Here is a 15,521-nt window from a genome sequence, read left to right on the forward strand (position 1 = left end):
TATTATTTCCAGGCGGGGTGCATCACCCCGCCTTTTCCATATTTCGTCACCATTTGCGCCTTATTTCAGTAATCTGAGGTTCAGAAACCGTGACATTAATGCCGCATTTCCAGCTTCTTTTCGTTTTCTGTCCCTGTTCATGAAACTGTAAGCCGCCCCCGCGCATTCCACCCTTGCTTGTGCGGTCACAGGGAACGTTCGATCGCCGGCCGCCGGGTCCAAACCGTGTGTCTTACTGAAAAACATGAAGAGGTCGAAAGACATGAAGAAACTGCTTTTCGCGGCACTGGCCGCTGCGTCCATCGCTCCCGTGGCGGCTCACGCCCAGGACGGCGCGGGTCGCCTCGAACCCTATGTCGGCGTACTCGGCGGCTGGGAGAAGTTCAACGACCAGCCCGACAAGTCCGGCATTCCGCCGCTCGGCTATGACAGCATCACGGTCGAGGGCGTCGCGGGCCTCAACTACAACGTCGCCGGGCCGATCGTGGTCGGCGTCGAAGGCAATGTCGCCAAGGGCGTCAAGGGCGATGTCGATTGGCAATATGGCGTCACCGGCCGCGCCGGCGTGAAGGCGGGCAAGGACAGCCTGATCTATGGCGCGGTCGGCTATCGCTGGACCAACTTCTCGGCGCTGGGCGACGACAGCCCGGATTTCCACGGCACCACTTACGGTTTCGGCGCGGAAATCTCGCCCGCCGATCTGGGCAGCAGCGCCGACCGCAGCAATATGCGCCTGCGCCTGCAGGTCGACACGCTCGGCAATTTCAACACTTTCCGTCCGATGGCCGGTCTGGTGTTGAAATACTGATCCCCACGTTCCGGCGCCTCCGGGCGCCAACCTCTCTCTTCCATCCGCTGCCTGTTTCAGACTGCCTGGCAGAGGGATGGAAGAGGGTAGAAATAGGGAAAGGCAGGTCGTCTATGGGCGGCCTGCCTTTTCTTTTTGGTGGATAGGGAGACGGTAGCGATATCAAGCCCCTCCCCTTCAGGGGAGGGGAAGATGGCCTTGCCTCCTACCCGCTGTTGCGCAGCGCCGTGGCGATGGCGTTGATCGACAATTCGATCCCCTCCTTGATCCGGGGGTCGTCCTCGCCCGCGCGGTGACGTTTCAGCAGTTCCACCTGCAACAGGTTCAAGGGCTCGATATAGGGCAGGCGCAGCCGGATCGAGCGGTCGAGCGCGGGGCTCGCCTGCAACAGGAAGCTCTGCCCCGTCACCGTCAACAGGCCGTCGCGCGCCTTTTCCCAGCCCTCGCGGATGCGGGCGAAGATCGCCTGCCCGGCCTGCTGGTCGCGCACCAGCGGCAGATAGCGCGCGGCGATGCCCATGTCCGATTTGGCCAGCACCATCTCCATATTGGCGAGGCTGGATTGCAGGAAGGGCCAGACCTGCGCCATGTCCTTCAGCAGCGCCTTGTCCGCGAACCGGTCGATCGCCTGCCCGACGCCGTACCAGCCGGGCAGCATCACCCGCGCCTGCGACCAGCTGAACACCCAGGGGATGGCGCGCAGATCCTCGATCCGGTCGCTCTTCGTGCGGCTGGCCGGGCGGGAGCCGATCTTGAGGCCGGAAATCTCCTGTATCGGCGTCAGGTCGCGGAAGAAGCGCTTGAAGCCCTCGGTATCGTAGACCAGCTCGCGATAGGCGGCGAAGGCGGTCGCCGACAATTGCTCCATCGCGGCGGCGAAACGGGCCTTGTCCTGCTCGCCCAGCGTCTGCGGCTCCAGCGTCGCCAGCAGCGTCGCGCTGGTCATCGATTCCAGATTGGCGGCGGCGACGTCGGCGGTGCCATATTTGGCGGCGATCACCTCGCCCTGCTCGGTGATGCGGATGCGCCCCTGCACCGACACCGAAGGCTGCGCGCGGATCGCCGCGAAGGCCGAGCCGCCGCCGCGCCCGACCGCGCCGCCACGGCCATGGAACAGCTGCATGCCGACGCCCGCCGCCTCGAACACCGGGGCCAGCGCCTCGCTCGCCTGATAGAGGCCCCAGGTGGAGGTGAGATAGCCGCCGTCCTTGTTGCTGTCCGAATAGCCGATCATCACCTCCTGATGCCCCCGCGCGCGGGTCAGCGCGCCGATTTCAGGCAGGGCAAACCAGGCGCTCATCACCGCGGGCGCGGCTTCCAGGTCGGCGATGGTTTCGAACAGCGGCACCGGCATCACCGCGCATTGGGGCGGCCCATCTCCGCCGTCCCTGTCCTTGCCGCCGATGCGCCAGAGGCCGACTTCCTTCAGCAGGATCGCCACCTCCAGCATGTCCGACACGCTTTCGGCCTTGCTGATGATATAATGGGTGATCGATTGGGGGCCGTAGGCGCGATGGGCCTGCGCGGCGGCCTCGACGATCGCCAGCTCGTTCGCCGTCTCCTCGCTGTAGCGGGCGAAGCGCGAGCCGAGCGGGCGATTGGTCGCCAATTCCCGCCGCAGCAGCGCGACGCGGGCATATTCGTCGAGTGCGAGATAGTCGCCCTCGACCCCCGCCTCTTGCAGCAGTTCGGCGATGACGCGCTCATGCACGGCGCTGTTCTGCCGCATGTCCAGCGTCGCGAGGTGGAAGCCGAAGGTCTCCACCGCGCGGATCAGCCGCCCCAGCGCGCCGCCGGTCGCCAGTGCGCCCTCGCCGTCGCTCGCCAGCCCCTGCGCGAGGATGACGAGATCGGCGCGCAGATCGGACGGGGCGGCATAAGGCTGGCCCCGGAGCGTGGAGGGGCGCGGCGGCGTCTTGCCGGTCAGCCGCTCATAGGTGGCGGCAAGCCGGGCGTAGATGCCCGACAGCGCGCGGCGATAGGGCTCGTCCGCCCGGCTGGGCGACAGGTCGCCGCTCGCCTCGGCAAGGTCCAGCACCGCCTGCGGCACGGCGGCGAGTTCGGTCGAGATGGACAGATCGGCGCCGAGGCCGTGCACCCCGTCCATATAATGGCCGAGCGCGACCTCCGCGCCGCGCGCCATCACGGAGCGGAGCTGGTCCGCCTGCACATAGGGGTTGCCGTCGCGATCGCCGCCGATCCAGTTGCCGACGCGCAGGAAGCTGGCCGGGCGGCCGCCCAATATCCGTTCCCACCGCGCATAGAGGGCGGGCAGCACCGGCAGGAACACGTCGCGGAAATAGGTGAGCGCGTTGTCGATCTCGTCCTGCACATAAAGGCGTTCGCGGCGCAGCGGGCGCGTCTGCCACAACAGCGCGATCTGGCGCATGATCGCCTCGTCCACCGGTTCACCCGCGTCGGTTTCGATCTGGCCGGCGTCGCGCAGCCGCATCAGTTCGGCGATGCGGTTCTTGTGGTCGATCATCGACTTGCGCCGCACCTCGGTCGGGTGCGCGGTCAGCACCGGGGCGACCAGCGCGCGGTCGAGCAGCGCCAGCACCTTGTCCCGGCCGACGCCATGACGTTCCAGCGCGGCGACCGCGACCGCGAACGAGCCTTCGGTGTCGGTGTCCATGCCCTGCCGGTCCTCGGCCAGATTGGCGAGCATCGAAAAGAGCATGAAGCCGCGCACGAAGGACAGCGTATCGTCGAGGCCGAGCGCACCCAAGCCGGTATCGACAAGGTCCGCGCCCTCCACGCCGCGCGCCCTATCGACCGAGGCGGAGCGGATATATTCCGTCTGGCGATAGAGCTTTTCCCCGCCATAGGCGCGAATGACGTCGCCCAGCAACCGCCCCAGATAGCGGATGTCGGGATTTTGCGAGATGGTCGCCTCAGGCCGGTTTTCTGTTGTCATGGGGCGATATGCTGCACCGCAACGCGGAGACGGTCAAGAATTTCTCCGCCCGTGCGGCTGTTCGATTATTGAGGTGGAGAATTGTCATTCCTGAACCGTTATGTCCGCTTCATTCCGAAACGCGGCACGCTCTTCCTGCCTTCGCTCCTACAGGACCAGCCGCTCAATGCCGCCGGGGGCGGAGGGGTATCAGCAGCAGCTTGTCGATCTTGCGCCCGTCCATATCGACGACCTCGAACAGCCAGCCCTGATCCTCGAAGGTTTCGCCGACTTCGGGCAGATGCTTGAAATGCCACAACGCATGGCCCGCGACCGTCGCATAGTCGCGCTCCTCATAGAGCGCGATGCCGATGCGGTCGGCCAGCTGGTCGATCGCCATCTGGCCGGAAACGATCAGGCTGCCGTCGTCCCGCTCCACCAGATCGGGCTCGTCGTAGAGATCCGCATCGGACGCGAAATTGCCCGCGATCGCGGACAGCAGATCGGACGGGGTGACGATGCCTTCGAAATGGCCATATTCGTCGTGCACCATCACCATCGGCACGTCGGACCGGCGCAGCACCTCCAGCGCGTCCATCGCGTCGACCTGGTCGGGCACCACCTCCACGGCGCGCATCAGCGCGCGGATGTCGATCTTCTGCCGCCGCAGCAGCGCGGACATGATGTCGCGCGCCTGCACCACGCCGATAATCTCCTCCACCGACCCCTGCCCCACCGGCAGCCGGGTATGCGGCGTTTCCAGCAGGCGCGCGCGCAGCGTGCGGGCGTCGGCGTCGGCATCGATCCAGTCGACATCGGTGCGCGGCGTCATCACCTCGCGCACCGGCCGGTCGGCGAGGCGCACCACGCCGGAGATGATCGCCCGCTCGCTTTCCTCGATCACGCCGGATTTGCTCGCCTCCGCGACGATCAACTGCAATTCCTCCGCCGTCACCTGCGATTCCGCCTCGCGCGTGAGGCCGAGCAGGCGGAACACCAGCGCGGTCGAGCCGTCGAGCAGCCACACCACCGGCGCGGTCGCCTGCGCGAGCAAGGCCATCGGCCGGGCGACGATCATCGCCACCGTCTCGGGCGAGCGCAGCGCGAACTGCTTGGGCACCAGTTCGCCGATGATCAGCGAGGCATAGGTGGTGAGGCCGATCACCAGCGCATAGCCGAGGCTGAGCGCCACATCGTCGTCCAGCCCCAGCCGGTGCAGCCGTTCCGAAACCGGCCCGCCCAGGCTCGCGCCCGAATAGGCGCCCGCGATGATGCCGATCAGCGTGATGCCGATCTGCACCGTTGACAAAAATTTACCCGGATCCTCGGCCAGCCGCAGCGCGGCCGCCGCCCCGCCCTTCCCCGCCTTCCGCGCCGCCTGAAGCCTTGGTTTGCGCGAGGAAACCAGCGCCAGCTCGGACATGGCGAACACGCCGTTCAACGCGACAAGGGCAAGGATGATGACAACATCCCACCAGGGGAAAGGCGACAAAGAAGTTGCTTCGATCATGATGTGCCGGTCTTATTGCAGGGAATCTTGCGAATTCACAACAGGCAGATCAGACGAGGTTCAGTTACGGCGGTAAAAAAGGACGAAAGGAACCTCTGGCGCCGTCAAACGCTCAATTGTTCGGAACAACTCATGACATCGGAAAGGGTGCATATATGACCAGCAAAACCGGAAAGATCGGAATCGGCCTCGCCCTCGTGGCCCTGATGGCGACCAGCGCCTGCGTTACCGACCCCGAAACCGGACAGCGCAAGGTTTCCAAGGCCGCGATCGGCGGCGTCGGCGGCGCGCTGGGCGGCTATCTGCTCGGCGATCTGGTCGGCGGCAAGCGCGACCGCACCGAGAAGATCGTCGGCGCGGGCATCGGCGCGCTCGCGGGCGCGGGCGTCGGCGCCTACATGGACGCGCAGGAAAAGAAGCTGCGCGAGCAGACCGCCGGCACCGGCGTCGACGTGATCCGCGACGGCAACGACCTGCTGCTGCGCATGCCGTCGGGCATCACCTTCGGCTTCGACAGCGCCGAGGTGCAGCCGCAGTTCCAGCCGACGCTGAATGAGGTCGCCTCCACCCTCAGCCAGTTCCCCAAGACCTATATCGACATTTACGGCCACACCGACAGCGACGGGTCGGACGCCTATAATCAGGGCCTGTCGGAGCGGCGCGCCCAGTCGGTCGCCAATTATCTGGCGATGCGCGGCGTCCAGTCCGCCCGGATGGCGACGCGCGGCTTCGGCGAGACGCAGCCGATCGCCAGCAACACGACGGCGGAAGGCAAGGCCGCCAACCGGCGCGTCGAAATCAAGATCGTGCCCGTCACCGAAAACGACGTGAGAAGCTGATCGTCCTGCGGCGGCGCTCCCCAAGGCGGGGGCGCCGCCACTATCTTTTTTCAGAAGCCCGCGCTGATCCCGTCGATCACGAACTGCACGGCAAGCGCGGCCAGCAGCACGCCGAGCAGGCGGGTGATGACCGCCTCGATCTTCTGCCCCAATATCGCCATCAGCGGCCCGGCGGCCACCAGCGCGGCCAGCATCAGCAGCAGCACCGCCGCCATCGCACCGAACACCACCAGCCGCTCCTGCACGCCCTCGGCCCGCGCCATCAGCAGCATGACCGTGGTGATGGAGCCCGGCCCGGCGATCATCGGCATCGCCATCGGAAAGACGGAGACATCCTCCACCTCCGGCGTTTCGCGAATCTTCTGCGCCCGGTCCTCGCGCCGCTGGGTGCGTTTCTCGAACACCATCTCCAGCGCGATCATGAACAGCATGATGCCGCCCGCGATGCGGAAGCTGTACAGCTCCACCCCCAGCACACCGAGCAACTGCTTGCCCCACAGGCCGAACAGCAGCAGGATCGCCGCCGATATCGCCACCGCGCGGATCGCCATGGAGCGGCGCTGCTGCGCCGACGCTCCGGTGGTCATGCTGGCATAGATGGGTGCGCAGCCCGGCGGGTCGATCACCACGAACAGCGTGACGAAGGCGGAGACGAACAATTCCATCATTGCGCCGCCATCCCCCGCTGGTCGACCGCCACGTCATAGCCCGCGCCGTTCCAGACGGACAGGCGGACCTCGCGGCTGCCGTCCTTCTGCACGACATAACTCAGCATCAGGCTGCCGTCGTCGGGAATGGCCGCGTCCTTGCCCGATGGCGGGGGACTGGGCGGCGGGCCGTCCCGCCCCGGTCCGGTCGTCGGCGGCGCTCCGGCGGGCGCGCCCTTGCACCGGGCGACGCGCCCCTCCAGCGCCTCTGGCGGTTCGGGCAGAGCTTCGCCCGGCAAGCGGCTGTCGAACGCCCATTTCCAGTCGCCCTTGCGATCCCGCCGCCAGAGAGTGACGAACTCGCCCTGCGCCCCGTCCCGCCGCCGCCATGTTCCGGTGGTCGCCGCCATGCGGCCGTCGCAGGAAACGAAGGCCCTGTAGGCCTGCCAGCTCATCGCCCGCGCCGGATCGTCCTTGCGGCCCTTCAGCCAGCTTTTCGCGCTCTCCGCCTTCGGCACCAGCAACACCGCATCCTCGGCCGCCGTCGCGCGATAGGCGGCCCACAGCCCCTTTTCGGCGGCGAGGCGGTTGAAGGCGATGTCGGCGGAAAAAACGCTGCTGGGGTCGGGGAAGAAGCGGGCGCGCCCCGGCTGGCGCGCCGCCGCCGGGGCGGTGCCAGCCAGCAGCAGCCCGGTCAGGATCGGGGCCAGCGTCAGGGCCAGCCGCGCCCTCACAGCCCTTCGGGCACCTCGATCCCGGCGCGCGCGCAGGCCGCGACCAGCGTGTTGCGCAGCAGCACCGCGATCGTCATCGGCCCGACGCCGCCCGGCACCGGGGTGATCGCGTTCACATGGCTGATCGCCTCGGACGTCGCGACGTCGCCGACGATGCGGCTCTTGCCTTCCTCGTCGGTGGAGGGAACGCGGTTGATGCCCACGTCGATCACCGTCGCGCCGGGCCTGATCCATTCGCCCTTCACCATCTCCGGCCGCCCGACCGCCGCCACCACGATATCGGCCCGGTGGACGACCGAGGCGAGGTCGCGGGTGCGGCTGTGCGCCATGGTGACGGTGCAGTTTTCCGCCAGCAGCAGCTGCGCCATCGGCTTGCCGACGATGTTGGAGCGGCCGATCACCACCGCCTCCAGCCCCGACAGGTCGCCCAGCTCGTCCTTCAGCAGCATCAGGCAGCCCAGCGGCGTGCACGGCACCAGCGCGGGCAGGCCGACGGCGAGGCGGCCGCTGTTGACGACATGGAAGCCGTCCACATCCTTTTCCGGGTTGATCGCGGCGATCACCGCCTGCTCGTCCAGATGCTTCGGGAGAGGCAGCTGCACGAGGATGCCGTCGACGCGCGGGTCGCCGTTCAGCTCCTCGATCAGTTCCAGCAGCTCGTCCTGGCCGATGGTCGCCGGGCGCTTGTATTCGAAGCTTTCCATGCCGACGGCGAGCGTCATCTTGCCCTTGTTGCGCACATAGACGGAGCTGGCCGGGTCCTCGCCCACCAGCACCACCGCAAGTCCGGGCTTGCGCCCCTGCGCGGCGGCGAAGGCCGCCACCCCTTCGGCCACCTGCTCGCGCAGCCCCGACGCGAACGCCTTTCCGTCTATCAGTTTCCCGATGGTCATTCCTCAATCCAGTCCTTCATGATGGCTGCGGCGTTCCGCGCCTGTCCCTTGAGCCGCAACCGCTTTAGCCGACTGCTATCGCCGGAATCCAATAGTATGTCTTTTGCCGGGATGCGGAGCCTTTTGGCAAGCAGCCGGATCAACGCATCATTGGCCCTGCCCTTTTCGGGCACCGCGCGCACCTGCGCCTGCAACCAGGCCGCGCCCTTTTCGTCCCGCCAGACGCCGCCCGTCCCTTCCTTCGCGCTGCGCGGGGTCAGGCGGATGGCGAGCATCAGATCATCGCCGTCGGTGCGCCAGAAGGAAGCCTCCTCCACCGCGCCCTGCCCCTTCAGCGATTCGTCACATCATCGCCCCGAACAGCGGCGGCAGCACCGCCTGTTGCAGGATGATGATGATCAGCAGCACCACCATCGGCGACAGGTCGAGCGCGCCCAGATCCGGCATGATGCGGCGGATCGGGCGATAGAGCGGCTGGGTCAGCCGGTCGAGCGCGATCCAGATCGAGCGGACAATGTCATTATAGGTGTTGATGACGTTGAACGCGATCAGCCAGCTCATGATCGCCTGAACGATGATGATCCACCACAGCACGTTCAGCAGGATGGAAATGATCTGGTACAAAGCGAAAACCATGAACTCTCCGTGCGTGACAATCAGGCGGGGCGGCGGGCGCCCGTATCGCGAAACGCCTTAGACCAGCCTGTCGGCTCCGCACAACCCCGCCGGATCGCAACAAGGCGTTGCGGATCAGGCAGCGGCGGCGCGGACCAGCGTGCCCGCGCCCCGGCGGGTGAAAATTTCCAGCAGCATCGCATGCGGAACCCGCCCGTCGAGGATGACGGCGGCGTCGACGCCGTTCTCCACCGCGTGGATGCAGGTTTCCAGCTTCGGGATCATGCCGCCGGTGATCGTGCCGTCCTGCTGCAATGCGTTGATCCGCGCGGGATCGAGATCGGTCAGCAGTTGCTTGTCCTTGTCGAGCACGCCCGGCACGTCGGTCAGCAGGAAGAAACGCGACGCCTTCACCTCCGCCGCGATCGCGCCCGCCATGGTGTCGGCGTTGATGTTGTAGGTGTGCCCGTCCGCACCGATGCCCACGGGCGCGACCACCGGGATGATGCCGTCCTTCGACAGGCTGTCGAGGATGCTGCGGTCGACCGCGACCGGATCGCCGACGAAGCCCAGGTCGACATGGCGCTCTATGCCCGAATTGGGGTCGGGCTCCCGCTTGCCGCCGACCTTCTCGCACAGCACCAGCCCGCCGTCCTTGCCGGAAATGCCGACCGCGCGGCCGCCCGCGCCGGAAATCCAGCTGACGATTTCCTTGTTGATCGACCCAGCCAGCACCATCTCCGCGATCTGCGCGGTTTCCTTGTCGGTAACGCGCAGGCCGCCGACGAACTGCGATTCCACGCCCAGCCGCTTCAGCATCGCGCCGATCTGCGGCCCGCCGCCATGGACGACGATGACGTTGATGCCGACCGCCTTCATCAGCACCACATCCTCGGCGAAGTCGCGCGCGGCTTCGGGGTCGCCCATCGCATGGCCGCCATATTTGACCACGAAGGTCTTGCCCGCATAGCGCTGCATATAGGGCAGCGCCTCGACCAGCGTTTCGGCTTTGGCGAGCAGGGCGGGATCGGGTGCGTAATTCTGGGTCATGAGTCGCCCCTAAAGGCAAGTCCGCGCAAAAGGCAAGCGCGTTGCGCGGACCATGCCCATGGGCGGCGCGGGATCAGAAGCTGGGAACCGGCTCGGCGCCGGAATAATCGTAGAAGCCCTTGCCCGTCTTGCGGCCCAGCCAGCCCGCCTCGACCAGCTTCTTCAGCACCGGGGCGGGGCGATATTTGGGATCGCCGGTGTCGTCCACCAGCACGCGCAGAATCTCCAGGCAGGTGTCGAGGCCGATCAGGTCCGCCAGCGCCAGCGGCCCCATCGGATGGCCCAGCCCCAGCCTCGCCCCGGTATCGATGTCGGGAATGGAGGCGACTCGCTCGCCCACCGCGAAGAAGGCCTCGTTCAGCAGGGGCAGCAGCACGCGGTTGACCGCGAAGCCGGGGCTGTCCGACGCCATGATGACCTGCTTGCCCAGTTTTTCGCCGAAGGCGCGCGCCTTGTCCGCCGTGGCGTCGCTGGTGGCGAAGCCGCGGATGATCTCCAGCAGCTGCATCAGCGGCACCGGGTTGAAGAAATGCAGGCCGATGAACCGCGCCGGATCGGGCGAGGCCCCGGCCAGCCGGGTGATCGAGATGGACGAGGTGTTGCTGGCCAGCACCGCGTCGGCCGCCAGCACCTTGCCCGCCGCCTCGAAGATGCGCAGCTTGATTTCCTCGCGCTCGGTCGCGGCCTCGATGATGAGTTGCGCACCGGCCATCGGCGCATAATCGGCCACCGGCTCGATGCGGGCGACGGCCGCATCGGCGTCGCCTTGCGCGATCTTGCCCTTCTCGACCTGCCTGCCGAGGATGCGGGCGATGCCGTCCCGGCCCGCCTGCGCCCGCGCGATGTCGATATCGGCGAGGAGCACCCGCAGCCCCGCCTGCGCCGCGACCTGGGCGATGCCCGCCCCCATCTGCCCCGCGCCGATCACGCCTATCGCTTCCATGCCATGCCCCTTTTCATGCGCCGAAAATCCGGCGTCCTATCTAGGCGCTCCGCCCGCAAGGCCAAGCTCTAATTGCATCGCCGCGCGAAATTCCTATGACAGGTACGGGACCGGGATCGGGGGATCGTCCGGCAAATGGGGGAAGACGCATGACATTCGGGGGGATGTTCAGGGCTGTATCGACGATGACGGCGGCAGGGATCGGGATAGCGATCGCCGTCCCGGCGCAGGCGGCGGCGCCCGTGCCGGGGCCGATCGAAAGCTATCGCGACTGGGTGGTGGGCTGCGACAATATCGGCAGCTGCACGGCCGCCTCGCTGTTCCCGGAAAAGGAAAGCGGCGCGCAAGGCGGGATGACCGTCTATGTCCGCCGCGACGCGGGACCGGCGGCGGACCCGCGGATCGAGCTGCTGCTGCCGGAGGAGCATGACGGGCCGGTGGACCTGTTGGTCGACGGCGTCAAATTCGCCGGCGCGCAGGGCAAGGGCAACAGTGTGGCAGTCGCCCCGGCGGCGAGCGCCGAGCTGGTGAAGGGCATGGTGCGCGGCATGGTCCTTTCCGCCTCGGCCAGGGGCCGGACGCTGGGCGCGGCGTCGCTGTCCGGCGCATCGGCGGCGCTGCGCTACATGGATGCGCAGCAGGGCCGGGCGGGCACGGTGACGGGCCTCGTCGCGAAGGGCAGGCTGCGCGCCGACGCCGTCCGCGCGGCAGGCAGCCTGCCGTCGGTCTCCCATCTGCCGGTGCCGCAGGGCCTGCCGCAGCCCTCCGCGCTCTGGCGCGAGGAGCGCGGCCGCGCGCTGGCGCTGAGCGGATGCGGCGCCGAGCAGGACCCCACGCAGGAAGCGCAGATAGCCCGCCTTTCCGAAAAGGAGGAGCTGGTGCTGATTCCCTGCGGCGCGGGGGCCTATAATTTCAGCAGCGTGCCGCTGATCGCCACCGGGCAGGCCGGGCGCCGCGCCTTCCGGCTGGCACGGTTCGACAGCCAGCCGGGCTGGAGCGAGCCGGGCGGCCCGCCGATGCTCGTCAATGCGGGGTGGGATGCGACGCGCGCGACGCTCAGCAGCTTCGCCAAGGGGCGCGGTCTCGGCGATTGCGGATCGGCGGAAAGCTATGTGTGGGACGGCTCCGTCTTCCGCCTGGTCGAGCTGCGCCGCATGGACCAGTGCCGGGGCGCCTGGGAATGGATCACGCTCTGGCGCGCCCGGCCGGTGGCGGCGACGGGGAAGAAATAGGGCGGTGGATTGGGGCCAGAAGCGGCACGTTCCTCCCCGGCATGGGGAGGGGGACCGCCCGCAGGGTGGTGGAGGGGCACCATCCATCAAGCGTAACGCCCTGTCTGTCAAACCTCACATCCGGCGGCCTGTTCCCCTCCACCATGCTTCGCATGGTCCCCTCCCCCAAGGGGGAGGAATGACCGCCAGCATCCAAACCCGTCACCCCTGCCGCGATGCTCCCGGCACCCATTTGACGTCGCCGGTGCCGCCCAGCGCGGGATCGGCGTTGACCACGCGGGCGAGCACGAACAGCAGGTCGGACAGGCGGTTGAGATAGGCCTGCGCCTGCGGATTGATCGCCCGGTCCTGCGCGGCGGCGACGAGGCTGCGCTCGGCCCGGCGGGTGACGGCGCGGGCCAGATGCACGGCGGCGGCCGCAGCCGATCCGCCGGGCAGGATGAAGCTGTCCAGCGGCGCCAGATCCGCGTTCAGCGCGTCGATTTCGCGCTCCAGCCGCGCTACCTGCTCCGCGACGATGCGCAGCGCCCATTCCGGCTCCGTATCGCCCACCGGCGTCGCGATATCCGCGCCCAGATCGAACAGGTCGTTCTGGATACGGCACAGCGCCGCCGCATGCCCGCTTTCCCCCAGCGCGACGATCGCCAGCCCGAGCGCGCTGTTCGCCTCGTCCACATCGCCGACGGCCTGCATCACCGCGTCATGTTTCGACACCCGCGACCCGTCGACAAGCCCGGTCGTGCCCGCATCGCCCGTGCGGGTGTAGATCTTGTTCAGCTTGACCATCGATGCTCCCCGCTCAGTTGCCCTTGGCCATCAGCAGCAGCGCGATGATGAGGATCGCCAGCCCCTGGAACAGGATGCGCCCGAACATCGCCTTGTTCTGCTTCAGGCTGGACGCGCTCGGCCCGGCGGCGCCCGACCTGAGGTCGGCCTCGCTCGTCCGCAGGAAGGTGACGATACCCTTGATGAGCATGAAGAGCGTCGCGGCCATCGCCAGCAACAGCAGGATCGTCAGAAAGACATTCATGGATTCCATCCCGAAAAATATGCCAGCCCCGGCCGGACCACGGATAATGAAGACGCCGGACTCCTGCCCGGTCGATATAAGCGGGGCGAAGTCTAGGCCTTTGCCACATGGATGCCAACCGGAAAGCGCATCGCGCGCAGGTCCTCGCGCAGCCGGGCCGGGTCCATGCCCGCGTTCCGCAATTCGGCCAGCGCCAGCCCCTGCGTGCGCTTGGCGAGCCGCCGGCCCGAGGCGTCGACCAGCAGCGGATGGTGGCGGTAGAGCGGCGTCGGCAGGTCGAGCAGCGCCTGCAACAGCCGGTGGATATCGGTCGCGGCGCGCAAATCCTCGCCGCGCAGCACATGGGTGATGCCCATCGCGGCGTCGTCCACCGTGGCGGCGAGGTGATAGCTGGTCGGCGCATCCTTGCGCGCCAATACCACGTCGCCCGCGCGCAGAGGGTCGGCCGCGACGCCATGCCCCTCCATGTCCAGCCAGACGAGGGGACCGGCGGCGGCGACCGCCCGCTCCATGTCCAGCCGCCAGCAATGCGCGTCCCCCCGCGCGATCCTCTCCGCGCGGCGCGCGGCATCGAGGGCGCGGCAGGTGCCGGGGTAGACCGGACCGTCGCCGCCATGCGGGGCCGAGCCGCTCGCCGCGATCTCGGCGGCGATCTCCGCCCGCGTGCAGAAGCAGGGATAGGCCAGCCCCTGGCCCTTCAGCGTCTCCAGCGCCGCGTCGTAGAGCGACAGGCGCCGCGACTGGAACACGATCTCGCCCCGCCACTCGATCCCCAGCCAGCGCAGATCCTCGATTATCCCTTCGACATGTTCCGGCCTGCTGCGCGTGCCATCTATGTCCTCGATCCGCAGGCGCAGTTCGCCACCGGCCCCGCGCGCCATGTCCATCGCCAGCAGCGCGGACCAGCCATGGCCGATATGCAGCCGCCCGGTGGGGCTCGGCGCGAAGCGCGTCACCATATGCTGTGGGTGCGGGGAGCCGATCATACAGACTCTTGACGGCGAGGGGTTAATGATGGTGTCATGCCGCTGTCACGCATATCGGCGATAGGCGGGGCGCCACAAGGGGGAGAGAGACAGTATATGTATCATCCCGATCTGATCAGAACAGACGAGACGCGCCATGTCGACAATTGTCCGGCGCTGGTGCTGAATGCGGACTATACGCCGCTCAGTTATTATCCGTTGAGCCTCTGGCCCTGGCAAACCGCCATCAAGGCGGTTTTTTTGGATCGGGTGACCATCATCTCCTCCTATGAGCGGGAGGTGCACTCGCCCAGCTTCGAGATGAAGATCCCCTCGGTCATCGCGCTGAAGCAATATGTGCGGCCCAGCCAATATCCCGCCTTCACCCGGTTCAACCTGTTCCTGCGCGACAAATTCTCCTGCCAATATTGCGGATCGCCGCATGAGCTGACCTTCGACCATGTGGTGCCGCGCCGCGCGGGCGGGCGCACGACATGGGAGAATGTGGCGACCGCCTGCTCGCCCTGCAACCTCAGGAAAGGCGGCCGCACTCCGCGCGAGGCGGGCATGCGCCTGCGGGTGCAGCCGATCCGCCCGACGACATGGCACTTGCAGGAAAACGGCCGCGCTTTCCCGCCCAACCATCTGCATGAGAGCTGGCACGACTGGCTTTATTGGGATGTGGAGTTGCTGGCGTGAAGAGATTTGGGTGGCGTGTTTCCCGCCGATAGCTGAGATCGATCCTCCCCTCCCCTGAAGGGGAGGGGCTAATGTCGCAAAGCCACCCCGAACCCGCCGTTTAGCCCATCTTGCCGGTTCGCCGCTCCTCCGCGACCTTCAGCACGTCATAGGCCGCCTGTATCGCCTGAAAGCGCATCGCCGCGTCCTTGTCGTCGGGCTTCACGTCCGGGTGATATTCCTTGGCGAGGCGGCGCCAGCTTTTGCGGACCATCTCGAAATCGGCGTCGGCTTCCAGCTCCAATATCTCCAGCGCGCGCATCTCGTCGCGGGTGCGGGTGCCGTCGCCGGGGCGGCCCCAGCCGTAGAACGCGCCGCCAGCAAAGCCGCTGGCGGTGGCCTGTTCCTCCCGCTCCCGCCGGGTGCGCTCCTCCTCGTCGAGGCCCTGAAAATAATCCCAGCCCTTGTTATATTCGGCGGCGTGCGCCTGACAGAAATACCAGCGCTCGCGGCTGTTGGGGGATTTGGGCGCGGGGCAATCGCCGGGCTGGTCGCAGCCGTGCCGGTCGCACATGCGCACCTGCTGCGCCTGCCGCTCCGCGCCATAGCCGCCCCAGCGGGGAAAGCCCCAGTCATTTCTACGCCCTGCTCTAGCCATCCGACCAATCTACTAAAAGCCGC

The 15,521-nt window shown here is 67.3% G+C and carries 17 protein-coding genes; 4 read left to right on the forward strand and 13 right to left on the reverse strand.

What is annotated here, in order from left to right; translation table 11 throughout:
* The first annotated feature begins 262 nt into the window (after nucleotides 1-262).
* The gene (locus GGR43_RS00750; protein ID WP_188070034.1) at nucleotides 263-808 is read left to right on the forward strand and encodes an outer membrane protein; all 546 of its coding nucleotides are present in this window, start codon (nucleotides 263-265) and stop codon (nucleotides 806-808) included.
* Nucleotides 809-1,013: 205 nt separating this feature from the next.
* Here GGR43_RS00750 and ppc read toward each other — a convergent pair whose 3' ends face one another.
* Together ppc and GGR43_RS00760 are read right to left on the reverse strand one after the other, a co-directional pair.
* Nucleotides 1,014-3,725: a phosphoenolpyruvate carboxylase gene (ppc, locus tag GGR43_RS00755; RefSeq protein WP_188070035.1), complete on the reverse strand. Its 2,712-nt coding sequence runs from the start codon at nucleotides 3,723-3,725 to the stop codon at nucleotides 1,014-1,016.
* A gap of 163 nt (nucleotides 3,726-3,888) precedes the next feature.
* The gene (locus GGR43_RS00760) at nucleotides 3,889-5,214 is read right to left on the reverse strand and encodes a hemolysin family protein (protein WP_188070036.1); all 1,326 of its coding nucleotides are present in this window, start codon (nucleotides 5,212-5,214) and stop codon (nucleotides 3,889-3,891) included.
* A 155-nt stretch (nucleotides 5,215-5,369) separates the two neighbouring features.
* On the opposite strand from GGR43_RS00760, the gene GGR43_RS00765 reads away from it, so the two are divergent.
* A complete protein-coding gene (locus tag GGR43_RS00765; RefSeq protein WP_188070037.1) occupies nucleotides 5,370-6,053 on the forward strand; it encodes a YiaD family glycine zipper/OmpA-like lipoprotein in 684 nt (227 codons plus the stop codon).
* 50 nt (nucleotides 6,054-6,103) lie between these two features.
* On the opposite strand, the gene GGR43_RS00770 is transcribed toward GGR43_RS00765, so the two are convergent.
* From GGR43_RS00770 to GGR43_RS00800, 7 genes are all read right to left on the reverse strand, one after another.
* The gene (locus tag GGR43_RS00770; RefSeq protein WP_188070038.1) at nucleotides 6,104-6,721 is read right to left on the reverse strand and encodes a MarC family protein; all 618 of its coding nucleotides are present in this window, start codon (nucleotides 6,719-6,721) and stop codon (nucleotides 6,104-6,106) included.
* Nucleotides 6,718-7,434, reverse strand: a complete 717-nt coding sequence (locus GGR43_RS00775; RefSeq protein ID WP_343054373.1) for a hypothetical protein — start codon at nucleotides 7,432-7,434, stop codon at nucleotides 6,718-6,720. The genes GGR43_RS00770 and GGR43_RS00775 overlap by 4 nt, the downstream gene beginning before the upstream one ends.
* The gene (folD, locus tag GGR43_RS00780; RefSeq protein ID WP_188070039.1) at nucleotides 7,431-8,327 is read right to left on the reverse strand and encodes a bifunctional methylenetetrahydrofolate dehydrogenase/methenyltetrahydrofolate cyclohydrolase FolD; all 897 of its coding nucleotides are present in this window, start codon (nucleotides 8,325-8,327) and stop codon (nucleotides 7,431-7,433) included. Before folD ends, GGR43_RS00775 begins: the two co-directional genes overlap by 4 nt.
* Nucleotides 8,324-8,602, reverse strand: coding sequence for a DUF167 family protein (locus GGR43_RS00785; RefSeq protein WP_188070332.1), 279 nt, complete (start codon nucleotides 8,600-8,602; stop codon nucleotides 8,324-8,326). Before GGR43_RS00785 ends, folD begins: the two co-directional genes overlap by 4 nt.
* 67 nt (nucleotides 8,603-8,669) lie before the next feature.
* Nucleotides 8,670-8,963, reverse strand: coding sequence for a YggT family protein (locus GGR43_RS00790; protein ID WP_188070040.1), 294 nt, complete (start codon nucleotides 8,961-8,963; stop codon nucleotides 8,670-8,672).
* Nucleotides 8,964-9,077: 114 nt separating this feature from the next.
* Entirely contained in the window at nucleotides 9,078-9,992 is a 915-nt protein-coding gene (argB, locus tag GGR43_RS00795; RefSeq protein ID WP_188070041.1) for an acetylglutamate kinase, read from the reverse strand.
* Between the two features lie 73 nt (nucleotides 9,993-10,065).
* Nucleotides 10,066-10,935 carry a 3-hydroxyacyl-CoA dehydrogenase family protein gene (locus GGR43_RS00800; protein ID WP_188070042.1) on the reverse strand — a complete coding sequence of 290 codons (870 nt, stop codon included), beginning with the start codon at nucleotides 10,933-10,935 and terminating at the stop codon, nucleotides 10,066-10,068.
* Nucleotides 10,936-11,084: 149 nt separating this feature from the next.
* Here GGR43_RS00800 and GGR43_RS00805 point away from each other — a divergent pair, with 149 nt between their 5' ends.
* On the forward strand, nucleotides 11,085-12,167 hold the full coding sequence (locus GGR43_RS00805) for a DUF1176 domain-containing protein (protein ID WP_246343257.1): 1,083 nt from the start codon (nucleotides 11,085-11,087) through the stop codon (nucleotides 12,165-12,167).
* 201 nt (nucleotides 12,168-12,368) lie between these two features.
* Here GGR43_RS00805 and GGR43_RS00810 read toward each other — a convergent pair whose 3' ends face one another.
* The 3 genes from GGR43_RS00810 to gluQRS form a co-directional block, all read right to left on the reverse strand.
* Nucleotides 12,369-12,953 (reverse strand): cob(I)yrinic acid a,c-diamide adenosyltransferase, encoded by a 585-nt coding sequence (locus tag GGR43_RS00810; RefSeq protein WP_188070044.1) that lies wholly within the window; start codon nucleotides 12,951-12,953, stop codon nucleotides 12,369-12,371.
* Between the two features lie 13 nt (nucleotides 12,954-12,966).
* Nucleotides 12,967-13,197: an HIG1 domain-containing protein gene (locus GGR43_RS00815; RefSeq protein WP_188070045.1), complete on the reverse strand. Its 231-nt coding sequence runs from the start codon at nucleotides 13,195-13,197 to the stop codon at nucleotides 12,967-12,969.
* A 92-nt stretch (nucleotides 13,198-13,289) separates the two neighbouring features.
* The gene (gene gluQRS, locus GGR43_RS00820) at nucleotides 13,290-14,183 is read right to left on the reverse strand and encodes a tRNA glutamyl-Q(34) synthetase GluQRS (protein ID WP_425502133.1); all 894 of its coding nucleotides are present in this window, start codon (nucleotides 14,181-14,183) and stop codon (nucleotides 13,290-13,292) included.
* 96 nt (nucleotides 14,184-14,279) lie between these two features.
* Here gluQRS and GGR43_RS00825 point away from each other — a divergent pair, with 96 nt between their 5' ends.
* Entirely contained in the window at nucleotides 14,280-14,861 is a 582-nt protein-coding gene (locus tag GGR43_RS00825) for an HNH endonuclease (RefSeq protein WP_188070046.1), read from the forward strand.
* 100 nt (nucleotides 14,862-14,961) lie between these two features.
* Here the strand turns inward: GGR43_RS00825 and GGR43_RS00830 are convergent, their stop codons facing one another.
* Nucleotides 14,962-15,498: a J domain-containing protein gene (locus tag GGR43_RS00830; RefSeq protein WP_188070047.1), complete on the reverse strand. Its 537-nt coding sequence runs from the start codon at nucleotides 15,496-15,498 to the stop codon at nucleotides 14,962-14,964.
* Nucleotides 15,499-15,521 lie beyond the last annotated feature (23 nt).

It is taken from the genome of Sphingobium jiangsuense, from assembly GCF_014196495.1.
Lineage (GTDB): Bacteria > Pseudomonadota > Alphaproteobacteria > Sphingomonadales > Sphingomonadaceae > Sphingobium > Sphingobium jiangsuense.

Coding starts and splice junctions, on each gene's coding strand:
- GGR43_RS00750 (WP_188070034.1), top strand. CDS start 263: ATGAAGAAACTGCTTTTCGCGGCACTGGCCGCTGCGTCCATCGCTCCC.
- ppc (WP_188070035.1), bottom strand. CDS start 3,725: ATGACAACAGAAAACCGGCCTGAGGCGACCATCTCGCAAAATCCCGAC.
- GGR43_RS00760 (WP_188070036.1), bottom strand. CDS start 5,214: ATGATCGAAGCAACTTCTTTGTCGCCTTTCCCCTGGTGGGATGTTGTC.
- GGR43_RS00765 (WP_188070037.1), top strand. CDS start 5,370: ATGACCAGCAAAACCGGAAAGATCGGAATCGGCCTCGCCCTCGTGGCC.
- GGR43_RS00770 (WP_188070038.1), bottom strand. CDS start 6,721: ATGATGGAATTGTTCGTCTCCGCCTTCGTCACGCTGTTCGTGGTGATC.
- folD (WP_188070039.1), bottom strand. CDS start 8,327: ATGACCATCGGGAAACTGATAGACGGAAAGGCGTTCGCGTCGGGGCTG.
- GGR43_RS00785 (WP_188070332.1), bottom strand. CDS start 8,602: ATGCTCGCCATCCGCCTGACCCCGCGCAGCGCGAAGGAAGGGACGGGC.
- GGR43_RS00790 (WP_188070040.1), bottom strand. CDS start 8,963: ATGGTTTTCGCTTTGTACCAGATCATTTCCATCCTGCTGAACGTGCTG.
- argB (WP_188070041.1), bottom strand. CDS start 9,992: ATGACCCAGAATTACGCACCCGATCCCGCCCTGCTCGCCAAAGCCGAA.
- GGR43_RS00800 (WP_188070042.1), bottom strand. CDS start 10,935: ATGGAAGCGATAGGCGTGATCGGCGCGGGGCAGATGGGGGCGGGCATC.
- GGR43_RS00805 (WP_246343257.1), top strand. CDS start 11,085: ATGACATTCGGGGGGATGTTCAGGGCTGTATCGACGATGACGGCGGCA.
- GGR43_RS00810 (WP_188070044.1), bottom strand. CDS start 12,953: ATGGTCAAGCTGAACAAGATCTACACCCGCACGGGCGATGCGGGCACG.
- GGR43_RS00815 (WP_188070045.1), bottom strand. CDS start 13,197: ATGAATGTCTTTCTGACGATCCTGCTGTTGCTGGCGATGGCCGCGACG.
- gluQRS (WP_425502133.1), bottom strand. CDS start 14,183: ATGATCGGCTCCCCGCACCCACAGCATATGGTGACGCGCTTCGCGCCG.
- GGR43_RS00825 (WP_188070046.1), top strand. CDS start 14,280: ATGTATCATCCCGATCTGATCAGAACAGACGAGACGCGCCATGTCGAC.
- GGR43_RS00830 (WP_188070047.1), bottom strand. CDS start 15,498: ATGGCTAGAGCAGGGCGTAGAAATGACTGGGGCTTTCCCCGCTGGGGC.